Source organism: Micromonospora sp. NBS 11-29, from assembly GCF_002140155.1.
GTDB lineage: Bacteria > Actinomycetota > Actinomycetes > Mycobacteriales > Micromonosporaceae > Micromonospora.
This window is the reverse complement of record NZ_NAPR01000012.1, coordinates 226303-242754: the sequence shown is the minus strand read 5'-3', so window position 1 is coordinate 242754 and position 16452 is coordinate 226303. Positions and strand designations below refer to the sequence as shown.

Here is a 16452-nt window from a genome sequence, read left to right as displayed (position 1 = left end):
CATCGATCGATATACGATGCCGCATCGGCTCGGGAGGGAGGAACGGCGCATGGGTGTCAGCCTCAAGGACATCGCCCAGCGGGCGGGAGTCTCCCTCGCCACCGTCTCCAACGTGGTCAACGGCTACCGACCGGTGGGGGAGCGCACCCGGCAGCGCGTACAGCAGGCCGTCGACGAGCTGGGCTACACCCCCAACCTGAGCGCACGGCACCTGCGCCGCGGACGTACGGGACTGATCGCGTTGGCCATTCCCGAGCTGACCAATCCGTACTTCGCCGAACTGGCCGACATGGCCATCCGCGAGGCCGCTGGTCTCGGATACACGCTGCTGATGGAGAACACCGCCGCCGAGCGCGGCGAAGAGCTGACGCTTCTGGACGGAGCGCAGCGACACATCATCGACGGGCTCATCCTCAGCCCGGTGGCGATCGGCCGGGAGGAGGTGCTGGCCCGCCGGGCCCGGATGCCGCTCGTGTTGATCGGTGAGGGGGTCTACGACGTGCCGTACGACCACGTCGCGATCGACAACGTCGCGGCGAGTCGGACGGCGACCGCCCACCTGGTCGCGCTGGGCCGCCGGCGGATCGCGTTCGTCGGCGCACCACCGGGGGACGATCGGCAGTCCGCGCACCTGCGCATCCGGGGCTACCGGGAGGCCCTCGCCGTGGCCGGGATCCCGTTCGACCTCCGGCTCGTCGCATCCACCGAGCAGTTCGGTCGGGCGGACGGTGAGCACGCCATGCGTCACCTGCTGACCCTGGACAGCCCGCCCGATGCCGTGCTCGCGTACAACGACCTGACCGCCATCGGCGCCCTACGAGCGCTCACCCGGGCCGGGGTGCGAGTCCCCGACGACGTGGCGGTGGTCGGCATCGACGACATCGAGGAAGGGCGCTTCAGCAATCCCACACTGACCACCGTCGCCCCGGACAAGCGAGAGATCGGCCGGTCGGCGGTCCGGCGGTTGGTGGCCCGGATCGAGGGTGAGCAGGGCCCACCGACGCACCTGCAACCCGCCTTCCACCTCGTCGAACGGGAGAGCACCGGTCCTCGACCGAGCGTTGCACCTCGGCGTCGGATACGTGGCTATCGCGGGTAGAGGGCATCGGCGATCGCGCGGCATCGGGCCCGGTCGCCGAGCGCGTCGGTGTTGTCGACGAACTGGTCGATGGCGCCGGTCAGCGGCAGCGCGCGTAGGGCGGGGTCGGCGATGCTGAGGACGAGCGCCCGGGCGAAGCGTTCCGCGTGCAGCACCCGGAACGGCCGGTCGTGGAAGGACCGGACACGCGGATCGACCGGCGCGGTGAGGCCCAGGTCGTTGTGCCGGGCGGCGACGGTCTCGTAGGCGGTCACGAGGTGGTTCTCACGGTCGCGCCAGTTGTCGGCGGCCAGCGCGGCGGTCAGCGTGGCGGCGAGATGATCGGTGCCGGGCAGGCGGGCGAGAGCGGTGCCGAGCCATTTGCCGTAGGGCGGGTAGGTCCGGCCGATCAGCAGACGCAGCCGCATGAGGTCGCGCACCACGCGGGCGGCCACGACCGCCGAGCCGAGTTCGTCACCGACCTCGCCGCATCGGCCCACGAGGTGTTCCTCCTGGCTGATGCGCTGCCACTGGCACGCCAGCACGTAACGCCACAGGTCGTCGGGATACCAGGCCAGCGCCCGTCGCGCCGCGCGCAGGACACCCAGCCCGTCGTGGTGCACAGCGCCGGCGGTGATCTCGGCCAGGACCTGGGTGGGGGTGGCGAGCCAGTCCCGGGTGGTGACGTCGGTCAGCGGGTCGAAGCCGAGGTGACCGGTCAGCCACTCGCCGAGTTCGGCGATCACGACGCCGTGCCGGACACGTCCGGTGGTGTGCCGCAGGTGCCGGGTGCCGTGCTCGGTGGGGACCAGGCTGGTGGGGTAACCGGCGATCGTGGCGGGCAGCCGCTCGCTGAGCAGGTCGTCGACCCGGCCTCCGTGGCGGGCGAGGTCGTCGGCGGTGAGGAACAGGAACAGCCGCGGACCCCAGTCGTGGTCGGTGGACCGCCGGGTGTCGAAGCCGAGGACCTCGGACCCGGCGCCGAGCAACGCCGCGCTGTAGGTGAGGTCGGGGAGGTGACGAGACAGTAGGGGCCGGACCGCGTCGTCGTGAAGGCGGCGGGACAACTCGATGCCGGAGATGAAGTCCACGGACACACCCGGCATCCTTGCACCCCTATCCTTGCGCGGTGACGCACGCCGACCTCACCTTCGCGCAGTGGAACGACCGGCCGGACGACACCGCTCGCCGGCTCGCCCAGGAAATCGCCGGCCGGCACGACCTGACCCTCGTGGGGTTCACGGACACGGTCCACGCGAACCGGTCGCACCGGACCGCGCTGTTCGACCGGGACGGGATGCGCTTCGCCCTCGTGCCCGGCGGCCGGCCGACCCTCGGCTACGACGGTTCCCGGTTCCGGCCCGCGCCGGAGCAGGTGGACAGCTACGCCGAGAGCGCCAGCGAGTTCGGCCTTCCACCGCTGGCGGAGTACGTCGACGCGATGACGTCACCGGAACGCTCGGTGGAGATCCCCGCGATGCTGGTGGCGGTGGACGCGTTCGACCCCTGTGAGATCTCGCCGACGCCGGACGACCCTCGGATGCGCTATGACCAGGCGCTGGCCGGGCTCGCCGACCTGGGCTTGCGGACGACCACCCCGGACGAGTGGGAGTGGGCGTGTGGGGCGGGCGCGGCGACGCTCTTCCGCTGGGGTGATGAGAGCCCCGACGACGGCTACCCGTTCGACTACGAGACCGGCCCGCACCGCGAGACGAACCTGTGGGGCCTGGCGATCGCGCAGGATCCGTACCGGCACGAGGTCACCACCGAGCGGACCGTCGTGTGTGGCGGCGACGGCGGCAGCACGACGTGTGGCGGCAGCGGATTCTTCCTGGGCTGGCTCACCCTCGCCACCGCCTACCGGGACAGGGATTTCGGTGAGTGGCTGGCCTCCGCCGACGGCTACGCCGACGAGATCCTGACCCGGCCCGTCATCGAGCTGACGTGAGGAGCAGGCGCGACTCACGTCGAGGACGCTGTGGTCGGACCGCCGCCGTCACCTTTCGGCACTGTCGGAAACCAACCGGAAGGCTCTTCCCGAAGTCGGGGACCGCGGTCGAATGTCCCGGTCGGCACAGAGGCCCAGACGTGAGGGACTCACCGACCAACCCCCGGGAGGGCACGTGCTCGAAATGGGAGAGATGGCGACGGGTTCCGGATGGCGGCGGCTGGCGCAGGCGCTCGCGGCGGTGGCGCTGCTGTCCGGCGTGCTGGGTGTCGCCGCACCGGCGCAGGCGGCGGACCTGCCGTGGGGACCGTACACCTGCGCGAGCGGCTACGTCTGGCGCGAGGCGGTGCCCGGTGACCAGGTCTGCGTCACCTCGCAGACGCGGACCGACACCCAGACCGAGAACGCCCTGGGCCCGTCGCGCCGGGAGTCGAACGGCTTCTGCAAGTCGGGCTTCGTGTGGCGGGAGACGCGTCCGTCGGACCTGGTCTGCGTGGTTCCCTCCAGCCGTGACCGGGCGTACAGCGACAACGCCAACGCGCCCTTCCGGCTGGTCGATCCGGGCGCGACGCCACCGGGCGGCGTCTCCGTCATCACCTCGAACCACCAGCTCGGCGGGTACCTGTACGCCAACGGCAGCGGGCTCTCCGCCAACAAGCCGGTACGCTTCTACGCGGTGCGGATCAACACGGTCGGCCCGTACTCGCTCGGGTCGCTGACCGCGAACAGCAGTGGCGCGATCCCCGGCTGGCAGTACGTCGCGGACATCCGGTGCCGTTCCGGCCTGACCGAGCCGGCCATCATCGTCGTTCTCGACCAGGGTTCCGGTGTGGTCACCACCGCCGGCACCACCGACGCCTTCCGCCGCTGCGGCTGATCCCGGCCGAGGATTATCGAAGCGGGTGACCGGTGACCGGCCCCGGCGTGTCCGCGCCGGGGCCGGTCACCGCCGGGGCACGTCCGTCAGAAGCTGCTGACCAGCTTCACGAACGCCTCGTCGATCCGGGCGGGATCGGTGGCGTCGAAGGCCTTGCCCGACGACGCCTTGGCGATCCGGTCCAGGGTGGCGAAGTCCGACTCCCGGTCGAACGCGATGCAGAACACCTTCACCGGGCGCTGCGGGTCCAGGGCGACCTCGGCGAGCAGGCGGGACAGGTCGTTGTCCCGGTTGTACTCGTTCTTGCCGTCGGTCAGCACGACGATCGCGTTGATCCGCTGCGGGTCGTACCGTTCGAGCAGCTCCCGGTGTGCGGCCCGGACCGTCGCGTAGAGCGCGGTGCTGCCCTCGACATGCAGGCCGGCGATCTTGCTGTTGATCCGCTTCTGGTCGAACCCGCCGAGGGGGACCTCCTCCCGGTAGGGGCTCTTCGGCCGCTTCGGGGTCTCCGAGGAGAACGACCAGAGCCCCACCCGGTCCTCGGTGTTGAGCAGCGCGAGGCCCTTGCCCGCCGCCGCGGAGGCGACCTGGAACCGGGTACGGTTGCCGACCATCGCCTGCATCGACCCGGACGTGTCCAGGGCGATCAGGATGTTGGCCTTCTTGCGGAGCGTGCGCCAGCCGTCCAGCATCGCGCCGACCACCCGCGGGTCCGGGGGCTCGAAGTAGGTCAGTCCGCCGGTGGGCTCGGCGCCGACGCTGGCGAGCAGCCCCGCCGAGGCTCGGCGTTCGTGGTCCCGGAAGCCGAGGCGGACGAAGTTCGCCTGCTGGGCGTCCTCGGTCAGGAATGCCCGGAGGTCGGCTGCGGCCGCGCGCTGCCGCTCGTCGGCGGAGGGCAGCACCACGAACGGGTGGTCCAGGTTGAACGTGCCCTCCTTGGGATGGACGGCGACCAGCGGCACGTTCGGCCGGCGGCCCCGCTCCTGCCCGTCCTGCCGAGGGCTCAACGCACCCGTGTTGTAGAGGTCCACCAGCTCCTCCTGCAGGACGATGGCGCTCATGTCGCCCGTACTGCCCGCCCCGCCGGCCAGGTCCGCCTCGGCGAGGCTGCGCAGCAGGTCGACCGAGTCGTCGCTGTAGTGCGACACGTTGGCTTCGATCCGGCGGACGAACTGGGTGACCGCGGGGTCGGCCAGGTCGGCGCGGGTCAGGTCGCTGGACCGTTGCACCGCCGCGTAGTACGTGGCGATGGTGGCGGCCAGCCCGGAGGTGGACTGGTTCGGGTTGTCCTTGCCGAAGGTGAAGCGGCCCCACTCCGGCTTGCCGAAGCTCGCCCATCCGTCGCGTCCGGACAGGCCCAGGATCTCTCCCCAGCCCAGCGGGCCGCGCTGGCGGAGCACCTCGGCCTTGGGCTGCGGCATCGCGATCACCAGTGGGCTGTTGGCGATCGACGGGTAGCGGTCCGGGGTCTGGGGGGCCCGCCCGGCGGCTTCGTCGAGCAGCCGGAGCTGGCCGGTCCACAGGCTCGACGTCGGCAGCCAGACCTGTGGTTGCGGCAGGCCGGTCTGCGTCCAGCCGGTGGCCAGCGCCTCGGTGGCCTTGCCCGAGTTCAACGCGCTGACGTGCACCCGGGCGCAGCCGCCGCCCTCGATCGACCGGTCGCTGCGGTTGTAGCGCTCGGCCAACTCGACCAGCAGCGCCGCCTTCTCGGTGGAGGAGTTGACCTCAAGCGTGGTGGCGCAGTCGGTGTGGCCCCCCTCGCCGCCCGCTTCGCGCTGCCGGACGAACACGAACGCCCCGGCGATGACCACGAGCCCGGCGGTGACGGCGGCGGTGTAGGGCAGCCACTGCCTCCTACGCGTGGCGGATGGGGTCATCGGGGCGTCCTCCTCGGCGGGCGGGTGGTGGTAGTCAACCTAGCGATCCGGCGCCACCCGGCGACCCAGGCCCCCACCGCACCCCGGTCACCCGCGGTCGGACCGTGCCCCGAGCGCCGTCGCGACCAGTAGCCGGACCAGGTAGACCACGACGAAGGCGGCCGCCCCGGCCGCGGCGGCCGGGCCGGGCGCGCTCGACGCGACGTAGCCGGCGGCGGCGCCGGCCGACCCGAGGAAGAGCGCGGTGGAGATGCCCCAGGCGTCGACGGCCTCGTGGCGCAGCCGCCGCAGCGCGCCGCCGGGGTCGGCACCGACGCCGGGCTCCGGCACCGGCGGGTGTGCCGGCTGCGTCGGCCGGGCCTGGGCCGGCGCGATCGGCTGGGCCTGGGCGGGCTGTGCCGCCGGCCGGGCCTGAGCCGGCACGACCGGCTGGGTCGGCGTCGGCTGCGGCGCCGTCGGCGGAACCTGGGGGAGCGGGTGGTTCGGCGTCGGCGCGCCCGCGGTCTCGTTGCCGAACTCGAGCAGGCTCTCCCGACGCAGCGGCCGGGTGACCGTGGCGTCCTGCCGGAGCAGCCGCACCAGCACGCGCTCGGCGTCCGGCCGATCCGCCGGGTCCTTGGCCAGGCACTCCCGGATCAGTTCGTCGAGTACGGACGGCAGGGCGGGCAGGTCGGGTGGGTCGTTCAGCACCCGGTGCATCACGGCGAAGAGGGAGTCGTTGCCGAACGGCGGCCGACCGCCGGCGGCGAAGGCGATCGTGCCCGCCCAGGCGAAGACGTCGCAGGGCGGCCCGATCGTGTCGTTGCGGAACCGCTCGGGCGCCATGTACGCGGTGGTCCCCATGATCCGGCTGGACGCCGTCTCGGTGACTCCCAACGCGCGGGCGATGCCGAAGTCGATCACCCGCGGGCCGTCCTTGCCCAGCACCACGTTGTCCGGCTTCAAGTCGCAGTGCACCACGCCGGCACTGTGGATCGCGGCGAGCGCGGTGACGGTGCCGACCGCGAGCCGGTGCAGGGCGTTGCCGGTGACCGGGCCGTGCTCGCGGACGTGCCGGTGCAGGGTCGGGCCCTCGATGAACTCACTGACTACGTAGGGCCGCTCGCCGTCGACCTCGGCGAAGAGCACCTGCGCGGTGCAGAACGGCGCGACCCGGCGTGCGGCGGCGATCTCCTTGACGAACTGCGACCGCGCCCGTGGATCGCTCAGGTCGACGTTGACCATCTTCACCGCGACCCGGTCGCCGGCGTCGTCCTCACCGAGATAGACGACGCCCTGTCCGCCCGCGCCCAGCCGGCCGACCAGCCGATACCGGCCGGCGGTGAGCGGATCGTGGGTCCACAGCTTCGTCAATCCTGGCACCGGTGTGCCGGCCAGTTCTGACATTCCGACTCCATCAGCGTCGTGCCCGGCCACCGGCGGCGCAGGACACGGTCATCGTGCCATGTCGCCGCCGACGACCGAAGACGTCCGACCGGGGTCGAGGCCCGCCGACGGTGGAAGTGGTGGCGGCGCCGGCAAGATCGACGCTGCGACCTCGGGTGCGTCCGGAGTAACAGTTGTGTGAACTTTGGTGAACGTGGCTTGCGCGGGCAGTGCCGCAGCTCGTCAGCGTCATCATCTCGATTCGGCCGCGTCTCAGTGAACGTCGTTCACCCTATTGTTCACTCTTGCTAAATCCGGTAGAACACCAGGTGGGTCCGCTGCTCGGGCCATCTGCCTCGTGCCTCCGGGAGGACTACTCATGGCTCGTTCACCTCGTCCGGGCGCCTCCTCGCCCGCGCTCTCCCGCCGCGGTGTCCTGCAGTTGGGTGGCAGCGTCGCGCTCCTGCTCGCCACCGGCGCCTGCGCCGCGGACAGCGGCGACAAGTCCGCGGACGGCAAGTCCGGCGGCCCCGCCGCCAAGACGCTGCGCATCGCCGTCTCCAGCTACCTGTCGAGCTGGGACCAGGACTTCGTCGGCTTCGACCTGACCGCGTTGATGCTCTACAAGAACGTCTTCCCGTATCTGGTCGACTACGGGGTCACCGACGCCGGCGGCAGTCGGATCCTCGACACCCAGAACGTCACCCCGACGTTCGCCGAGTCCTTCGAGCCCGACGCCGAGCAGAAGGTCTGGACGCTCAAGCTGCGCCGTGGCGTGAAGTTCGCCAGCGGCAACGAGATGAAGGCCGCCGACGTGAAGTGGTCGAAGGACCGCGCGTTCGCCGCCCAGGCCNCGTCGACGACTACACGGTTGAGTTCCACCAGGCGTTCCCCAGCGCGCTCACCCGGCAGATCCAGGCGATCTCGCTGTACGTCTTCGACTCCGTCGAGGCCAAGAAGCACGCCAGCGCCAGCGACCCGTGGGCCAAGGAGTGGTTCGCGAAGAACCCGCCCACCGGCGGCTACTTCAACGTCGCCAAGGCCACCCAGGGCCAGGAGATCGAACTCAGCGCGAACACCGGCTACCCGGGCCCGGACCCGGCCAGGACGCCGACCATCCGGATCTCGGTCGTGCCGGCCGCGTCCAACCAGCGGCTGCAACTGCAGGCCGGCGACATCGACATCGCGCTCGGCATCAGCCAGCGCGACATCCAGGACCTCAAGAAGGCCTCCGGCATCAAGGTCATCTCGGCGGCGAGCAACCGCCAGGTCGCCATCCAGATGTCGGTCACCGCGGCGCCGTTCGACGACGTGAACGTCCGCCGGGCGCTCGCCTACGCGGTGCCCTACGAGCAGATCATCAGCAACGTATACGGCGGCGACGCCCGCGCGGCCAAGAGCCCGGTGCCGCTGGACATGCCCGGGTACGACGAGACCGGTTACCCGTTCACCCACGACCTGGACAAGGCGAAGGCCGCGATGGCCGCCACCGGGAAAGCGTCGCTCGACTCCGAGCTGGTCTTCGAGGCCGACAACGAGGAGCAGCAGAAGATCGCCGTCCAGGTGCAGGGCGAGGCGGCGAAGGCGGGCATCCGGCTCAAGCTCACCCCGCTGGACCCGGGCACCCTGGGCGAGCGGCGGACGAAGAAGAACATCCCGCTGCAGATCACCTCCGGGCAGCTCTGGGTGGACGACGTCGAGTACATGCTCGCCACGAGCTTCGTCAAGGGCGCCAACCTCAACTACTCCAACTACAGCAACCCGGAGATCGAGCAGATCTACGAGAAGTCGCACACCACCGTCGACGCGGGCGCCCGCAACGCGCTCTGGAAGCGGGTCCAGGAGATCCTCGCCGCCGACGTGCCGTGGGTGGTCATCTGCCAGCCCAACTTCAACCTGCCCGTCCGGGAGGCCGTCGCCGGCTGGGTGCAGCCGATGGACGGCCTCGCCCGCCTGCGCTACCTGAGCGCGTCGGCCTAGGGACGTCACCCACCCATGCGAATCTTCCGGTTTGTCATCAGGCGACTGCTCCAGCTGATCCCCGTCCTGCTCGGTGTGGTACTCCTGGCGTTCCTCCTGGTCCGGGTGCTGCCGGGCGACCCGGTCCGCAGCATCCTCGGGCCGAACGCCACCGAGGAGGACGCCGCCGCGGCCCGCGCCCGCTTCGGGTTGGACCGGTCGCTGTGGCAGCAGTTCCTGGACTACCTCGGGGGACTGCTCACCGGCGACTTCGGCACCTCGATCCAGAGCGGCAGCTCGGTGGGGTCGGAGATGGCGCTACGGGTGGGGCCGACGCTGGAACTCGTCGTCATCTCGGTGACCATCGCGCTGGTGGTGGCGACCACGCTGGGCATCTGGTCGGCCAAGCGGGCCAACCGGGTCGGCGACCACAGCGTCCGGATGTTCGCCCTGGCCGGCAACTCCGTCCCGGAGTTCTGGCTCGGCCTGGTGCTGGTGCTGGTCGGCTACAGCATCCTCGGCTGGTTCCCGGCACCCAACGGGCGGGTCGACCCGGACACGAACCTCACCCCGCTGACCGGCGCCGACCTCGTCGACGCCGTCCTCACCGCCAACGGGCCGGCGATCGCCTCCGCCACGGCGTACCTGGTGCTGCCGGTGCTGACCCTCGTGGTGGGCGTGGTCGCACCGCTGCTGCGCAGCGTCCGGGCCTCCGCGCTGGAGGTGCTGCACTCCGAGTCGTACGCCGCGGCGAAGGCGCACGGGCTGCGCGACCGGACGCTGCACCGCGGCTACCTGCTGCGGGCGACGCTGGTCCGGCTGCCGTCGCTGGCGGCGTTGGTCTTCGGCACGGCCATCGGCTCCACCGTGCTCGTCGAGTACGTGTACTCGTGGCAGGGCTTCGGCCAGTGGGCCCTGCGCGGCCTGCTCTACCGGGACTACCCGGTGGTGCAGGCGTCGGTGCTGCTCATCGCGTTGTGCTACGTGCTGGTGTTCCTCATCGCCGACGTGGTCCACGCGATCCTCGACCCGAGAGTGAGGCTCTGATGGCCGAGTCGCGCACCGCCGCGAGCGGTGACACCGCAGCCGCGCCGGTGGTCGTCGCCGGCGGCGACCGGGAGAGCCGGTTCGCCCGCCGCATGATCATCGTCGGTGCGACCATCCTCGCGCTGGTCGCGCTGGTGGCGGTCTTCGCGCCGCTGCTGAGCCCGTGGGGCGAGACCGAGATCGACCCGGCGAACACCCTGGTCGCCCCGGGCGGCGACCACCTGCTCGGCACCGACGGCAACGGCATGGACATCTGGAGCCGGGTGCTTCACGCCGCCCGGCTCGACCTGGGCATCGCCCTGGCCGCGGTCGCGCTCGCGGTGGTGGTGGGCACCCTGCTCGGCCTGGTGGCCGGCTACGTCGGCGGCTGGCTCGACGACGTGCTGATGCGGGTGGTCGACATCTTCCAGTCGTTCCCCACGTTCATCCTGGCGCTGGCGGTGGCCGCCCTGCTCGGCAACGGCACGGTCAACCTGATCATCACGATCGCGGCGGTGAACGCGCCGGCGTACGCCCGGCTGGTCCGCGCCGAGGTGCGCTCGCTGCGGGAGTTGCCGTTCGTGGACGCCGCGATCACCTCCGGGGCGTCGCCGGTGGGTGTGCTCTGGCGGCACCTGCTGCCCAACAGCCTCACCCCGGTGCGGGTGATCGCACCGCTGAACTGCGGCTGGGCGATGCTTACCCTGGCCGGGCTCTCCTTCCTCGGCCTGGGCGTGAGCATCCCCGAGGCGGAGTGGGGCGCGATGATCAGCCTGGGCGCGGCGGACGTGGTCGGCGGCCGGTGGTGGACCTCGGTCCCGCCCGGCCTGGCCCTGTTCGTCTGCGTCCTCGGGTTCAGCCTGCTCGGCGAAGGCCTGCAGGACCGTGCCAACGCGAAGCGGCGGTGACCATGCTGTCGATCGAGAACCTCTCCGTGGCCATCCGGCGGCCCGGCCGGCAGGTCGCCGCGCTCAGCGACGTGAGCTTCGCCGTGCGACCCGGCGAGGTCGTCGGCCTGGTCGGGGAGAGCGGCGGCGGCAAGAGCATGGTGGCGCGCGCCGTCGTCGGGTTGCTGCCCGGCGGCTCGCACGCCACCGGCCGGGTGCTCGTCGAGGGCGCGGACGTGCTGCGGATGGACGACGCCGCGCTCGCCGCCCACCGGGGGCGGGGAGCGGCGATCTGTTTCCAGAACCCGCGTGGCGCGCTCAGCCCCACCCGCACCATCGGCCGGCAGCTCGTCGACCGGCTCACGACCCATCAGGAGATGTCCGGCGACCGGGCCCGGGAGGCGGCCCGCGAGCTGTTCGAGGCGGTCGGCATCCGCAGCGCGCAGCGGCGGCTGGACGCGTACGCCCACGAACTGTCCGGCGGGATGGCCCAGCGGGTGATGATCTCACTGGCCACCGGATGCGCCCCCGGCCTGCTGATCGCCGACGAGCCGACCACCGGCCTGGACGTGACGCTGACCCGGGAGATCCTGCGCCAGTTCCGGCACGCCGCCGACACCGACGAGCGGGCCGTGCTGCTGATCTCCCACGACCTCGCCTCGATCGCCGAGGTCTGCGACCGGGTGGTGGTGCTCTACGCCGGCACGGTGGTGGAGAGCGGACCGGCCGCGCAGGTGCTGCGGGAGCCCGCGCACCCGTACACCCGGGCCCTGCTGCGCTCGGTGCCGGACGTCGGCGGGCGGCCGGTCGTCGCCACCCCGGGCACCATGCCGCTGCTGACCCGGGCGCCGGAGAACTGCCCGTTCGTCGCCCGCTGCGCGCACGCCGACGACACCTGCGCGTCCCGGCGACCGCCCACCGAACCGCTCGCCGGGACCGGCGACTGGTCCCTGGCCTGCTTCCACCCGCAGACCCGGCCGCTCGACGCGGGCACGCCACCGACGCCGGCCACACCGGTGGGCGGCGCGGCGGTCGCCGGGCCGGTCCCGCAACGCGCCGTGCTGGAGATCGAGGACGCGCACGTCGTGTACCGCAGCCGGTTCGGCTCCGGCGGGCACCACGCGCTGCGCGGCGTCACGCTGCGGCTCGGCCCGGGCGAGACGCTGGGCGTGGTGGGCGAGAGCGGCTGCGGCAAGAGCACGCTGGCGAAGCTCGTCATGGGCCTGGTCGCACCCACGTCCGGCACGGTCAGCGTCGCCGGGCAGGCCCTGGTCAAGCAGCCCGGCCGACCCCGGCCGCGGGGCCGGGCACTGCGCCGCGCGCGTACCCGGGCCCAACTCGTCTTCCAGGACCCGATCGGCTCGCTGAGCCCGCGCCGTACCGTCGGCGACTCCATCGCCGAGCCGCTGCGCGCCGCGGGCCTGTCAGCGGCGGAACGCGACGCGCGCGTCGCCGCGGTGCTGGACCGGATGGAGCTGGACCGCGCGATCCTCCGGCGGTACCCGCACGAACTCTCCGGCGGCCAGGCGCAACGGATCGGCATCGCCCGCGCCCTGGTCGGCGAGCCCGACCTGATCGTCTTCGACGAGCCCACCTCGGCCCTGGACGTCACCGTCCAGGCGCAGATCCTCGACGTGATCGCCGACGTGGCCGCCGACGCGGACCGCGCCTCGGTGTTCATCTCCCACGACCTGGCGACCGTGCGGGGTTTCGCCGACCGCGTCGTGGTGCTCTACCTCGGCCGGGTCGTCGAGGAGGGGCCGGTGGACGTCGTCTTCGACACGCCCCGGCACCCGTACACCCGGGCGCTGCTGGGCAGTGCCCCCCGCCTGGGCGCGACGGCCGGGTCCGAGGGTGCGGGCGTGGAACTGGTCAAGGACCTGGAGGAGGCCGACGCCGCCGCCGGGTGCCCGCTCGCGGCCCGGTGCCCGTTCGTCACCGACCGGTGCCGATCGGAGCGGCAGGAGCTCCAGTCGTACGGCGAGAGCCGGGCCGCCTGCTGGCGCGTGCCCGAGCTTCCCGCCCTCATCGGAAGGCAGGCTGTCACGCCATGACCCGTCGCCCCATCCGGCTCGCCGTCGACATCGGCGGGACCTTCGTGGACGCCATGGAGCTCGACACGCGCACCAACCGGGTCCGCTTCCGCAAGGCGGCGACGACCCCGGCCCGGCCGGCGGACGGCGTGCTCGCCGCGATCACCGCGCTCGGCACCGACCTGGGCGAGGTGGAGCTGTTCATCCACGGCACCACGCTCGGCCTCAACGCGGTGCTGGAGCGCCGGGGCGGTCGCACCGGCATCATCACCAACGAGGGCTTCCGGGACGTCTTCCTGATCGGCCGCGGCAACGTGCCGTCCGACCACATGTACGACTTCCAGTACCAGCGGCCGGAGAGCCTGGTGCAGCGCCGATTCACCGCCGGTGTGCGGGGCCGGCTCGACTACCGGGGCCGCGTGGTGGAGCCGCTGGACCCGGACAGCGTCCGGGCCGCCGCCCGCACGCTCGTGGTGGACCAGCAGGTCACCTCGATCGCCATCTGCTTCCTGCACTCGTTCCTCGACCCGACCCACGAGCGGGCGGCCGCGCGCCTGATCCACGAGGAGTTCCCCGACGTCAGCCTCTCGTTGTCGACCGACATCGTGCGCGAGTACCGGGAGTACGAGCGGACCAGCACCACCGTGCTGGAGGCGTACATCCGGCCGATCTTCGAGCGGTACGTGGACGAGTTGGAGACCGGGCTGGCCGAGCGTGGCTTCACCGGGCGTTTCCTCATCATGCGGTCCGGCGGCGGGTCGATGACCAGCGCGGTCGCCAAGACCGCACCGACGCACACCGTGCTCTCCGGCCCGGCCGGCGGCATCGTCGGCGCCGCCTACGTCGCCTCCGAGCTGGGCCGGGACAACGTACTCACGTTCGACATCGGTGGCACCTCGCTCGACGCCTGCGTCATCGAGCGCGGCAACCCGGTGGCCGCGTACGAGGCCCAGTTGGAGCACTTCCCGCTGCTCATCCCCACGTACGACATCCGGACCATCGGCGCCGGCGGCGGCTCGATCGCCTGGCTGGACCACGGCCTGCTCAAGGTCGGCCCGCAGAGCGCCGGGGCCGACCCCGGTCCGGTCTGCTACGGCCGGGGCGGCACGAAACCGACCGTCACCGACGCGGCCGTGGTGCTCGGCTACATGGACCCGGACCGCTTCCTCGCCGGCACGATGGGGCTGCGGGACGCCGAGGCGCGCGCGGCCATCGCCGAGCAACTGGCCGAGCCGCTCGGCCTGAGCGTGGCGGACGCGGCCGCCGGCGTGTTCGACGTGCTGCTGGCCCGTACCGTCGGCGCGGTCCGGCAGATCACCGTCGAGCGCGGCCACGACCCCCGGCAGTTCGCGCTGCTCGCGTTCGGTGGCGCGGGGCCGCTGCTGGCCCCGCTGCTGGCGCGGGAGATGGGCATCGGCGAGGTGATCGTGCCGTTCGCCCCGTCCGGCTTCTCCGCGTGGGGCATGCTCTCGGCCGACATCGTCAACGACTTCAGCCGTACCGTGATGGTCACGCTCGACGACGCGGACCTGGCGGAGCTGGAGCAGCTCTTCAAGGCCGTCGAGGTCGAGGCGGTCGCGTCGCTGGTGACGCAGGGCGTGCCGGCCGGCGAGGCGGTGCTGGAGCGGCAGTTCGAGCTGCGCTACCTCGGCCAGGAGCACAGCCTGATGGTCACCGTCGGGCGTGAGCTGGACCGCGACGCGATCCGCGCCGCGTTCGACGAGACGCACCGCACCCGGTACGGCCACACCATGGGCAATCCGTTGCAGCTGCTCAACCTGCGGGTGCGCGGCATCGGCCACACCGACCGGCCCGAGCTGGAGACCCGTGCGCGCGGCGACGGCGACCCGTCGCAGGCGTTGCTGACCCATCGGGACGCCTACGACTTCGGGCGGCACGCGGTGGTGCCGTTCGCGGTCTACGACCGGGCCGCCCTGGAGCCGGGCGACACCTTCGACGGACCGGCGCTGATCGACGAGGGCACCTCCACCACGGTGGTGCCCAGCGGACAGCGGGTCACCGTCGACGACCACGGATACCTGCTCGTCACCCTGGAGGAGGCCGCATGACCGCGCTGGACGGAGCCCGGGTCGAGGTCGTCCGCAGCTATCTGTTGTCGGCGGCCGAGGAGATGCGGGCCACCCTCATCCGCACCTCCTTCAACCCGGTCATCTACGAGGTGCACGACTTCGGCCTGTCGATGTACGACGCCGACCTGCGGCTGGTCGCCGAGGCCACCGGGCTGACGTTCTTCCTCGGCGCGAACGACTTNTGGAGTACGTGGGTCGGGAGAACCTGCACCGCGGCGACGTGGTGCTGCTCAACTACCCGTACTGGAACGCGGCGCACGCGTACGACGCGACGCTGTTCGCCCCGGTGTTCCGGCCCGACCCGGCCGACCCGGACGCGGACGGCGACCTGGTCGGCTTCCTCTGCGTGCGTGCGCACTGGATGGACCTGGGCGCCAAGGACCCGGGCTACGTGCTCGACTCCACCGACATGCACCAGGAGGGGCTCATCTTCCCGGGCACCAAGGTCGTCTCCCGGGGCCGGCCGGTACGGGAGATCCACGAGCTGATCCGCTTCAACTCGCGGATGCCCGACGCGGTGCTGGGCGACCTGCACGCGCAGATCGCCGCGCTGCGTACCGGCGAGCGCCGGATGCTGGAGATCATCGAGAAGTTCGGCCGGGACACCGTGTACCAGGCGGTCGACCGGATCATCGCCGACGGGGAGGCCCGCACCCGGGCGGCGCTGGCGACCCTGCCGCAGGGCACCTGGACCGCCGAGGACTGGGTGGACGACGACGGCATCACCGACGACCCGGTGCGGATGCGGGTCACCGTGACCATCGCCGACGGGCGCTTCGTCGTCGACTTCGCCGGTTCGGCCGCCGCCACCCGCGGGCCGATCAACATGCCGTTCGGCGCGACCGAGGCGATCTGCAAGGTCGTGCTGAAGTCGCTGACCTCGCGCGACGAGCCGTCGAACGCCGGCACGGTGGCGCCGCTGGAGGTGCGGGCCGAGCCGGGCAGCCTGTTCCACGCGGTCTATCCACAGCCGACGTTCACGCTCTGGACCGGCATCGTCGCGGTGGAGCTGATCCTGAAGGCGTTGGCGCAGGGCATGCCGGACCGGCTGCCCGCCTCCTCCGGCGGCGACGTGCCCGGGTTCATGATGGTCGGCCTGCACCCGGACACCGGGCAGATGTTCGCGGTCAGCAACAACGACCTGGTGGGCTGGGGCGGCACCGCGCGACACGACGGGATGGACGCCGCCACCCACGTCTCCGGCAGCACCGGCCGGGGCACCCCGATCGAGGTGATGGAGGCCAGGACCGGGATGTTCTTCGAACGTTGGGAGATCCGTGCCGACTCCGGTGGCGCGGGCCGGTTCCGGGGC

The 16452-nt window shown here is 72.0% G+C and carries 10 protein-coding genes and 3 pseudogenes; 10 read left to right on the top strand and 3 right to left on the bottom strand.

Annotated features, from left to right (window positions below):
• Positions 1-49 precede the first annotated feature (49 nt).
• Positions 50-1099, top strand: a complete 1050-nt coding sequence (locus B1205_RS15645; protein ID WP_089156286.1) for a LacI family DNA-binding transcriptional regulator — start codon at positions 50-52, stop codon at positions 1097-1099.
• On the opposite strand, the gene B1205_RS15640 is transcribed toward B1205_RS15645, so the two are convergent.
• On the bottom strand, positions 1087-2184 hold the full coding sequence (locus B1205_RS15640) for a DUF4037 domain-containing protein (RefSeq protein WP_089156285.1): 1098 nt from the start codon (positions 2182-2184) through the stop codon (positions 1087-1089). The genes B1205_RS15645 and B1205_RS15640 overlap by 13 nt on opposite strands.
• 23 nt (positions 2185-2207) lie before the next feature.
• Here B1205_RS15640 and B1205_RS15635 point away from each other — a divergent pair, with 23 nt between their 5' ends.
• A complete protein-coding gene (locus B1205_RS15635) occupies positions 2208-3026 on the top strand; it encodes a hypothetical protein (protein WP_089156284.1) in 819 nt (272 codons plus the stop codon).
• A 175-nt stretch (positions 3027-3201) separates the two neighbouring features.
• Positions 3202-3903, top strand: a complete 702-nt coding sequence (locus B1205_RS15630) for a hypothetical protein (protein WP_140158064.1) — start codon at positions 3202-3204, stop codon at positions 3901-3903.
• 86 nt (positions 3904-3989) lie between these two features.
• Here B1205_RS15630 and B1205_RS15625 read toward each other — a convergent pair whose 3' ends face one another.
• Both B1205_RS15625 and B1205_RS15620 read right to left on the bottom strand, forming a co-directional pair.
• Complete coding sequence (locus tag B1205_RS15625; protein ID WP_089156282.1) at positions 3990-5780, bottom strand: vWA domain-containing protein; 1791 nt, start codon at positions 5778-5780, stop codon at positions 3990-3992.
• A gap of 87 nt (positions 5781-5867) precedes the next feature.
• Positions 5868-7166, bottom strand: a complete 1299-nt coding sequence (locus B1205_RS15620) for a serine/threonine-protein kinase (protein ID WP_089156281.1) — start codon at positions 7164-7166, stop codon at positions 5868-5870.
• 358 nt (positions 7167-7524) lie between these two features.
• On the opposite strand from B1205_RS15620, the pseudogene B1205_RS33000 reads away from it, so the two are divergent.
• From B1205_RS33000 to B1205_RS15590, 7 genes and pseudogenes are all read left to right on the top strand, one after another.
• Positions 7525-9125: pseudogene (locus B1205_RS33000) on the top strand (ABC transporter substrate-binding protein).
• A 15-nt stretch (positions 9126-9140) separates the two neighbouring features.
• Positions 9141-10151 (top strand): ABC transporter permease, encoded by a 1011-nt coding sequence (locus B1205_RS15610; RefSeq protein WP_089156280.1) that lies wholly within the window; start codon positions 9141-9143, stop codon positions 10149-10151.
• Positions 10151-11038, top strand: a complete 888-nt coding sequence (locus B1205_RS15605) for an ABC transporter permease (protein WP_089156279.1) — start codon at positions 10151-10153, stop codon at positions 11036-11038. The genes B1205_RS15610 and B1205_RS15605 overlap by 1 nt, the downstream gene beginning before the upstream one ends.
• A gap of 2 nt (positions 11039-11040) precedes the next feature.
• Positions 11041-13071 (top strand): dipeptide ABC transporter ATP-binding protein, encoded by a 2031-nt coding sequence (locus tag B1205_RS15600; protein ID WP_089156401.1) that lies wholly within the window; start codon positions 11041-11043, stop codon positions 13069-13071.
• Complete coding sequence (locus tag B1205_RS15595; RefSeq protein ID WP_089156278.1) at positions 13068-15119, top strand: hydantoinase/oxoprolinase family protein; 2052 nt, start codon at positions 13068-13070, stop codon at positions 15117-15119. The genes B1205_RS15600 and B1205_RS15595 overlap by 4 nt, the downstream gene beginning before the upstream one ends.
• Positions 15116-15262: pseudogene (locus tag B1205_RS32995) on the top strand (hydantoinase B/oxoprolinase family protein); the annotation flags it as partial. The gene B1205_RS15595 and the pseudogene B1205_RS32995, both read left to right, overlap by 4 nt.
• Positions 15263-15330: 68 nt before the next feature.
• A pseudogene (locus B1205_RS15590) lies at positions 15331-16452 on the top strand (hydantoinase B/oxoprolinase family protein); the annotation flags it as partial.

Bases quoted from the DNA above. Each gene is read 5' to 3' on its own strand.
- B1205_RS15640 (WP_089156285.1), bottom strand. From the start codon at position 2,184: ATGCCGGGTGTGTCCGTGGACTTCATCTCCGGCATCGAGTTGTCCCGC.
- B1205_RS15605 (WP_089156279.1), top strand. From the start codon at position 10,151: ATGGCCGAGTCGCGCACCGCCGCGAGCGGTGACACCGCAGCCGCGCCG.
- B1205_RS15645 (WP_089156286.1), top strand. From the start codon at position 50: ATGGGTGTCAGCCTCAAGGACATCGCCCAGCGGGCGGGAGTCTCCCTC.
- B1205_RS15625 (WP_089156282.1), bottom strand. From the start codon at position 5,780: ATGACCCCATCCGCCACGCGTAGGAGGCAGTGGCTGCCCTACACCGCC.
- B1205_RS15595 (WP_089156278.1), top strand. From the start codon at position 13,068: ATGACCCGTCGCCCCATCCGGCTCGCCGTCGACATCGGCGGGACCTTC.
- B1205_RS15620 (WP_089156281.1), bottom strand. From the start codon at position 7,166: ATGTCAGAACTGGCCGGCACACCGGTGCCAGGATTGACGAAGCTGTGG.
- B1205_RS15600 (WP_089156401.1), top strand. From the start codon at position 11,041: ATGCTGTCGATCGAGAACCTCTCCGTGGCCATCCGGCGGCCCGGCCGG.
- B1205_RS15610 (WP_089156280.1), top strand. From the start codon at position 9,141: ATGCGAATCTTCCGGTTTGTCATCAGGCGACTGCTCCAGCTGATCCCC.